Below are 315 nucleotides of genomic sequence, written 5' to 3' on the forward strand. Positions count from 1 at the left end.
CGGGTCCTGCAGGGCCTTGGTGCTGCCTGCCCCCTTCTCCGAGAGAGTGTTAAAGGCCAAATAATTACGCTGCTCAACGCGCGATTCACCGACCTTTATGTTGGGATCCTTTGAGAGGTCGGCCCATTGGGCGGCCGTGAGACCGCTGCCGTAATCGAGGTCGCCGCTCTTCAAACCCTGCGCGACTGAATCGATTGTCGTGACGTATTGCAATATCATGCCGGCAGTTTTTGGCTGTCCTGTACGGAAATAAGGATTTGGCGTGAGGCGATCAAACTGACCTTGTCTAAACTCCGCAACGATCATAGGTCCAGT

1 protein-coding gene is annotated in these 315 nt (G+C 54.6%); it reads right to left on the minus strand.

What is annotated here, in order from left to right; translation table 11 throughout:
* On the minus strand, positions 1–315 hold a 315-nt coding region (locus EN845_RS34490; RefSeq protein WP_245511888.1), incomplete at both ends, for an ABC transporter substrate-binding protein.

The sequence above is a fragment of the Mesorhizobium sp. M8A.F.Ca.ET.202.01.1.1 genome (assembly GCF_004791595.1).
GTDB lineage: Bacteria > Pseudomonadota > Alphaproteobacteria > Rhizobiales > Rhizobiaceae > Mesorhizobium.